General features: G+C 33.4%; 2 protein-coding genes. Both read right to left on the bottom strand.

Annotated elements, in window-relative coordinates:
* Positions 1-9 precede the first annotated feature (9 nt).
* Entirely contained in the window at positions 10-1,047 is a 1,038-nt protein-coding gene (locus I6E24_RS16100; RefSeq protein WP_235329709.1) for an NAD-dependent epimerase/dehydratase family protein, read from the bottom strand.
* A 2-nt stretch (positions 1,048-1,049) separates the two neighbouring features.
* Positions 1,050-1,772, bottom strand: coding sequence for an IspD/TarI family cytidylyltransferase (locus I6E24_RS16105; protein ID WP_235329711.1), 723 nt, complete (start codon positions 1,770-1,772; stop codon positions 1,050-1,052).
* Between the last annotated feature and the right edge of the window lie 8 nt (positions 1,773-1,780).

Consider the following 1,780-nt stretch of genomic DNA (forward strand, 5'->3'; position numbering starts at 1 on the left):
CTGTGTAAATCAGTTAAGGTAATCTCCTTTCTCATTTTTTATTGCTTCTATAGTATTAACTAGATTTTCTTTCATACTAGAATCCGTATACCATCCTAATGATTGTAATTTTTCAGTTGAAAGAACTGATCTAGTTACAATGTTAAAACCTAATTTCTCAATATCTGAAGGTAATTCTACTATAACCTTTTTACCTGCTATTTCTGCAATCATCTCAGCTAATTCTTTAATAGTAATATTGGACTTTATGTCAGCAACATTATATGCCTCTCCATTTTTACCTTTTAAAAGAATGTAAAGTATTGCAGAAACACAATCAACCACGTAACACCATGATCGATACTGCTTTCCAGTGCTCTTCATTACAATATCTTCATTTGCAAGCACATTACGTATAAATTGAGCATATACACGCTTATCAGAATCTGAAAAATGTGGTCCGTAAATATGACAAGGACGTATAATTCGAACATCAATACCATATTGATACCCATATGCTATACAAAGTGTTTCAGAAGCACGCTTTGCTGAAGGATAACATGCTCTTAAGGTCGCACAATTCACATAACCACTATCGCTTTCGGTAAACACTTGTCCATCACCTTCACCATATATTTCACTTGAAGATACGTATAGAAAAATTTCAAGACCATGTTTTACACCATATGAGAATAGATTGTCTACCCCATTTAAATTTGATTTCATAACACTTACTGGATCAGATACATACAATTGTGGAGAAGCCACACTTGCACCTGCTATTATAATGTGAAACTGAATATCACAATTTAGAGGATTACGAACATCATATTCAAAGAAATGAAAGAAAGGATTATCAAAGTATTTTGTAAATATTCTTTTTACTTTTGTTTCATCTCTCCCGGTTGCATATACATGATAGTTTTGCCCTTTGTGTGACATAAGAACCTCTACAAGAGAAGAACAAAGCATTCCTGTAGCACCTGTAACTAAAATATTCTTACCTCTCAAATTTTCCCATGGTAGTTTGAGTGAAGCTACCTCATTTATATCATCAATATAAGCCATAATTACTTTAACCAAGGATATTTTGAAACATGTTTCAATGCTTTGAAAAGTTCAATATCTTCAACATTAGTCAACTTCAAACCATTCTTCTCATTACCTAAGACAAGATGCTGATCATTTATACCAAGTTTTGCAGCAAGTTCACAAGAAGCAGTCATATCAAGGTTATAGATTTCCGCTTTTTTATGGATGTCTAATATAATACCAAGTTTATACGTATGAGGAGTCTGTGTACGAACCAATCGCTCGCGAGGTATGGATATATATCCAAGTACCTCATTCTCTGGTTTAAATTCCATTATTACTTCTTTGCACATTAATCCTGTTATAGCATATCCATATTTTTTACAAACATTGATATTATTTGTTATGATATCAGCAGATACAAGCGGTCGTACGCCATCCTGTATCAAAATAATATCTTCGTCTGAATAACCTGCCTCTTTTAACCCCAAAATTCCATTATGAATAGAACCTTGGTTACTGGATCCTCCTGGAAAAATATATTTGAGTTTTGTTATCCCAAATTGATTGGAATATGCCTTAAGGCTATTCTCCCATCCTGCGAGGCATACTACAGCTATTTCATCAATTTCCTCGTGTTCCTGAAAAGGAAGCATAGTATAAATTATAATAGGACAATCGTCAATTGTCATAAACTGCTTGGGTATATCTTGTCCCATTCTTGTACCGTTTCCAGCAGCTGTTAGTAATGCAATATTCATATTATGAT

Source organism: Bacteroides caecigallinarum (assembly GCF_021530995.1).
Lineage (GTDB): Bacteria > Bacteroidota > Bacteroidia > Bacteroidales > Bacteroidaceae > Phocaeicola > Phocaeicola faecigallinarum.

Coding starts and splice junctions, on each gene's coding strand:
- I6E24_RS16100 (WP_235329709.1), bottom strand. CDS start 1,047: ATGGCTTATATTGATGATATAAATGAGGTAGCTTCACTCAAACTACCA.
- I6E24_RS16105 (WP_235329711.1), bottom strand. CDS start 1,772: ATGAATATTGCATTACTAACAGCTGCTGGAAACGGTACAAGAATGGGA.